Consider the following 6,210-nt stretch of genomic DNA (forward strand, 5'->3'; position numbering starts at 1 on the left):
GTTGCCGATACCTTTATACTAGTCGATCACAACCATCTCAATCAGCACTATCGTGCGACCCATATCGTACACTTGGCACGCAACAGTCTGGCACACGTGACAGGTCTAACCATCAGTCGTCGCCATCATGAACGTCATGCCTCCACTCTAGAGGCAGGCATTCACTTAACCCAGCTGCGTCTGATTACCGCAGACACGCCATGGGTGGGTAGCTTATATAGTAAACGCGTGCTACCGCCAATGACTGGTATCACAGATGATCCAAGCGATACCGACAGTCGCAATCACATGACTCCGACCAAAAGCTATCTACTGGACAGCCCTGCCCAACCTATCAATCGCTTAGAAGCCCAAGCAGGGGCCAACTACGGCAGTCACTTTACCCATAGATCTGATGATCAAACCCTGATGCAGTCTATCGGTGATGGTGAGCACTTAATCAATACTGGTAGCTTATTGTCTAGCACGCGCCCTAGCCTATTTACCACAGACAATGAACAAGCCATTGAGAGTGGCTATCGCAACACGGGCAACGGTCTATCAGAGTGGATTACCGATCATAGAGATGAGCAAGCGTACTCACAGCTGAACGTCGATGATGGTCAAGTGGCTGCCATGCTCAAGATGGGCGTGATCAATGCTGAAAGTGATGGCGCCAGTAGTAAACGTCAAGGTATCAATGCCAATACTAGCGCTCAAATCAATATCAAGTCGGGTGAAGCATTGGTATTCTCCACTCAGCCGCAAACCCATGCGCAATCTGGACAGCACAACTATCAACAGCACACACCCACTCTTACCCAAACGGCATTGGGTGGTCAGCATCTGGCTGAACGTTTAACGCAACTGGCAACGGGACTGGGACGTCAGGTCAATGACCACAAAGCGATTAAAACCCAGTTAGAAAGTATCGCAGAGGAGCAGCAATCTAAAACCCATCAACAAGCGCCCTATACGCTGATTGATGGCGCTGCTGATACGAGCTATGTCAGTGACGAGACGCTGATTCAGCGATCGATGGGTGAGATGATAACGACCACTCAGCAAGATATGATGGTAAGTAGTGGTGATGGGCATCATCAGGTCAGTAGTGAGTCTTTGACAATGGTTGCTGATGGCCAATTCAGTATGACCAATGGCAAGGACAATATTATGCTGTCTGCGCATACAGGGAAGCTTGAAGCGACAGCAAAGCAAGATGTGAATGTGTCATCCTCGACCAAGGAAGTTGAGGTGGTGGCAACGAATAAGATTACGCTGACGGCTGGCGGTGCAAGTATCACATTAGATGGCGGTGATATTACGATTGCGGCAATGCAGTTCACGGAGAAAGCTGGGAAGCATAGTCGTGATGGTGGCGGGATGGATGGACAGGGGTTGGCGGGGTTGCCTGCTTTTGGTCACGCTAACAGTATTTGTTTTCGTTTCACAGATGATGACGACATTCCTTTTAGTGAAACTCAATATATTGCTACAAATAAAGCAACGGGGGAAAAAATCCATGGAACAACAGATAAAGAAGGTATGACCCAACGCTTTTATACGAAGACACCAGAAGAATTTGAAATACATTTGGAAATAGATTAAATAAAAGGTTGCTCATAATGGGAACAACATCAGGTAGCTCCAGCTCTGACCATGGTACAAAAGACACGCAAATATCAGCTCCAAGACGTTTTTTGGTACATTTCCGACGACCAATAAAAGAAGGTTATAACGGATCTTACGGCTTCGACTGGTTAAGAGATGAGTACATTTATGATATTAAACAAGTTATAGAAGCAGGACCTAAACCAAAAAGACTTTATCGGGGTAATGTTCATGATCTGATTAAGGAATATACTACGCTAAAACCAGGCAATAGCACGTTATCCGAAGTTACTGAAATTGGTAATACCTCCGAAGCCTATATTCCTGCCTGGCTAGGTATCTTCCCTGATAGATCCGAAGTAGAATTATATTTGCAAATAGATCAGCTCACGACTGATGATAATAAACCTTTATCATCAAATGATAGTACTGTATTAGAATTCAGTACAAGTCCTGGTATCGTTGTTTCACCCACCAAAATCGCATTGAAAAAATTAATTACTAAAGGTCAGAAAAGCAGAAAGCTAGTTAGATCTGGCGAACAGACTGACGGAGAAAACGGATACTCTAGAAACATAAAATATTATGTTGATGAATCTATCAAGATTAGTATTAAGGCTACAAGTTCTAGTAATAAGGCCAGATTTATTAAGGTTATTGCTAAACGAGGTAAATACCAACGTAAAGTTGGTGTTCTCATGATTTATCCAAATAGCAACATACCTAATGCAGATATAGTTGTTGTCCATTTCTGCACAAAGTCTGGAGCTACGACTGTACCAACACCTCCTGCCTATCAGCACTACCTTAAATATAGATCTTTAAATCAAGCGTTAGTTCGTGGTGAGGTGAAAGGTATAAGTCGGTTAAACGTGGCTGACGAAAAAAACAATCATACTCGACGTAGTGCAAAAGGGATAATGATCCGAAAGTTTCTTGAAAAGTATCCACCAAATACTAATGTTTCAAGAAGCGAAGGCAGTAACTTAAAAAAAGATATAGTCAAACTATATGAATTATTTAGTGAAAAATACGTACCTTCAGGTGGCATTGAAGGTGCTAATAATAAAAAAACTTTCGTAATATTTACAGACTATAAGGTTAAAACTGGTATTTACACTACATTAGGTAGCGCTCAAGCACGTGAAAAGAATATGGTCGAGAACTTATTTGACTGTACGTTCAACGATGATTGTTTTTCAAAGGTTTGGGGTAATGCAGTGGTATTATTTGATCAAGGTAATACTCAATTAGATACTTTTGCACATGAATTGGGTCATAGTTTTAGCTTGCCACATACATTTGCCAGTAGTTCGTTGACACGACACAGCTTTTATCAAGGGTATACGGACAATTTAATGGATTATTCTTATTTATTAGATCGCACAGGAAAAGAGAGTGGCGGGACGAATCCATATAAGCATCATATGTGGTCACTATTTAAGTGGCAGTGGGATCTACTAAGAAAAGACCGAAGCATTAGATAATACTCAAACCATAGTTTAATAAAATTGGAATTCCATATGATTAAAGTTAAATATGTAATACTATTGCTTTTGCCGTTAGCAGGTTGTCATGAGCTACCAAATAAAAAAGTTAATACCGATAATGAAGCCTTAGATTGTCGACAATATTCGATTGAACAAGAATATGAAATGGTAGAACCCGTAGCGCCTGATACTGGCATACAAAGACAACAACCCATTGACGTTATTTCCAGAGCAACGTTTATTGAAAGATTAAGGATATCTCCCCTATGGAAGAAACTAAAATACAAGTTCGAAGAAAATGAAGACTACACTGACACTTTTACCTTCCATACCAGCCAAGGCTATGTGCTTATTCGAGGAGATGATTACCTTACAGATATTACATATAATTTTAATGGCGCATTTATCGGAAATGAGTTTGGCCATACATTGCCAAAACAATATCAGCTTGAACTAATTGAAACTATTAACTTGATAGTTAACAATCATGATAAGGCTGTTGAAATATTTGATGAGCTTTACAGTAGCTATACGTATAAAGTTAATAATAATATCACCTTGTATGATGACCAATCAATTAAAGATAAAATTTTTCATACCTATGTTTCATATGACGACATATATTTTGAGCTTTGGGGCGTAAGACAAACAGGTCACCCTATAGCCGAATGTAATTTTGACATGATCGAAAAACTAACGATTAGTTAGATCACTGTTATAGCCAACAGTCTGGCACACGTGACAGGTCTGACCATCAGTCGTCGCCACTATGAACGTCATGCCTCAACACTAGAAGCAGGTATTCACTTAACCCAGCTGCGTCTGATTACCGCAGACACGCCGTGGGTGGGTAGCTTATATAGCAAACGCGTACTACCGCCAATGACCGGTATCACATATGATCAAAGCGATACCGACAGTCGCAATCACATGACTCCGACCAAAAGCTATCTACTGGACAGCCCTGCCCAACCTATCAATCGGACAGAGGCCCAAGCAGGGGCCAACTATGGCAGTCACTTTACCCATAGATCTGATGATCAAACCCTGATGCAGCCTATCGGTGATGGTGAGCATTTAATCAATACTGGTAGCTTATTGTCTAGCACACGCCCTAGCCTATTTGCCACCGACAATGAACAAGCTGTTGAGAGCGGCTATCGTAATACAGATAATGGCCTATCAGAGTGGATCAGCGATCATAGAGATGAGCAAGCGTACTCACAGCTAAACGTCGATGATGGTCAAGTGGCTGCCATGCTCAAGATGGGCGTGATCAATGCTGAAAGTGATGGCGCCAGTAGTAAACGTCAAGGTATCAATGCCAATACTAGCGCTCAAATCAATATCAAGTCGGGTGAAGCTTTAGTATTCTCCACCCAGCCGCAAACCCATGCACAATCTGAGCAGCACAACTATCAACAGCACACCCCGACTCTGACTCAAACGGCACTCGGTGGTCAACATTTAGCCGAGCGCTTAACACAATTGGCAACGGGACTGGGACGTCAGGTCAATGACCATAAAGCGATTAAGACGCAGTTAGAAACTATCGCAGAGGAGCAGCAAACCAAAACCCATCAACAAGCGCCCTATACGCTGATCGATGGCGCTGCTGATACGAGCTATGTCAGTGACGAGACGCTGATTCAACGATCTATGGGTGAGATGATAACGACCTCTCAGCAAGATATGATGGTGAGTAGTGGTGATGGGCATCATCAGGTCAGTAGTGAGTCTTTGGCAGTGGTTGCTGATGGTCAGTTCAGTATGACCAATGGTAAAGACAATATTATGCTGTCAGCGCATACAGGGAAGCTTGAAGCGACAGCAAAGCAAGATGTGAATATGTCATCTTCGACCAAGGAAGTTGAAGTGGTAGCAACGAATAAGATTACGCTGACGGCGGGCGGTGCAAGTATCACATTAGATGGCGGTGATATTACGATTGCGGCGATGCAGTTTACGGAAAAGGCTGGTAAGCATAGTCGTGATGGCGGCGGGATGGATGGACAGGGGTTGGCGGGGTTGCCTAGTTTAGTGGCTGGCGCAATGTATAAAGCACAATTTAAGTTCGCTGACGACGATGATATTCCTTATGCCAACACACCATATATTGCTATCAATGAGAATACGCAAGAGACGTTTGAGGGTGTTACCGATATTGAAGGAAATACTGAGACTTTCTATAGCTCTGATCCTGATGAGATTAAGGTTCACTTAAAACATGGACAATATAAGGCTCTAGTAAGATTCGCCGATGATGATGACATCCCTTATAGCTTTACCGATTATATTGCACAGGCTGAAATAACTGGCGAAGTGTTTGAAGGTACGACTGATGAAGATGGTTATACTGAGATTATGAGTACGTCCATTGAGCAAGACATTAAAATCCATTTGATAAATGTTGATGGTAGGGAGAGTATGTAATGAGTAACTCTAACACCTGTAACCCTGAAGTTTTTAAGATCTTAACAGGTCAAGAGAAAGTGTCATGCGCTCAAGCTAGTGACAAACTAACTGTAGAGGAAGCTAAGATTACTCAGGTCGCAGTTCTCATAACCGAACAACAAATGCAAAAAATGTTCCCTGACGCTAATACTCGCAAGCGGGAGGTAGTGAGAGCCTTACTAAATAAATATATGCCAAAATTTGGAATGACAACTCCTCTGCGAATAGCACATTTTTTAGCACACGTCCAAGCAGAAGTCGGAGACGAACTTGTCGGAAAAGAGGAAAGCTTATGGTATTCAGTGCCATCATTAAAAAAAACTTTCGACCGTTATTTTAAATACTATCCCGAGGAAGCTGATCAACTAGGTTATAAACGAATACCAATAAATGATTATAATAAATTTTCACAAGTACAAAGAAAAAAATATATCCTTACCAATAAAACTTATGCCTACTCTCAGATTCCGCAAAAAAATGAAATTGCAAAAAGAGTTTATGCTTGTAACACTGATGATGGGTATTTTGATTATGACAATGTAGTAAAAGGTGGAGATCTTACAGGATTGCTATATAAGGGGAAAGGTTTCATTCAATTAACTTGGAAAGGTAATTATAAAAAAGTTAATGAAATATTAAATAATAAGATGCCTGAAGAGAGATTAAATATAGTAAG

At 41.6% G+C, this 6,210-nt stretch carries 5 protein-coding genes; all 5 read left to right on the forward strand.

The window, feature by feature from the left end; genetic code table 11:
- Positions 1-1,587 (forward strand): DUF2345 domain-containing protein (locus ACT3QP_RS13900; RefSeq protein ID WP_444525912.1); only part of this gene is annotated, 1,587 nt, incomplete at its 5' end.
- Positions 1,588-1,604: 17 nt separating this feature from the next.
- Positions 1,605-3,077, forward strand: coding sequence for a M12 family metallo-peptidase (locus tag ACT3QP_RS13905; protein ID WP_192991870.1), 1,473 nt, complete (start codon positions 1,605-1,607; stop codon positions 3,075-3,077).
- Positions 3,078-3,113: 36 nt separating this feature from the next.
- Positions 3,114-3,788 carry a hypothetical protein gene (locus tag ACT3QP_RS13910; protein WP_192520986.1) on the forward strand — a complete coding sequence of 225 codons (675 nt, stop codon included), beginning with the start codon at positions 3,114-3,116 and terminating at the stop codon, positions 3,786-3,788.
- Positions 3,789-3,818: 30 nt separating this feature from the next.
- A complete protein-coding gene (locus ACT3QP_RS13915; RefSeq protein WP_444525913.1) occupies positions 3,819-5,513 on the forward strand; it encodes a DUF2345 domain-containing protein in 1,695 nt (564 codons plus the stop codon).
- A partial coding sequence (locus ACT3QP_RS13920) for a hypothetical protein (RefSeq protein ID WP_444525914.1) occupies positions 5,513-6,210 on the forward strand: 698 nt, incomplete at its 3' end. The genes ACT3QP_RS13915 and ACT3QP_RS13920, both read left to right, overlap by 1 nt.

This window comes from Psychrobacter sp. AOP7-B1-24 (genome assembly GCF_052376215.1).
Lineage (GTDB): Bacteria > Pseudomonadota > Gammaproteobacteria > Pseudomonadales > Moraxellaceae > Psychrobacter.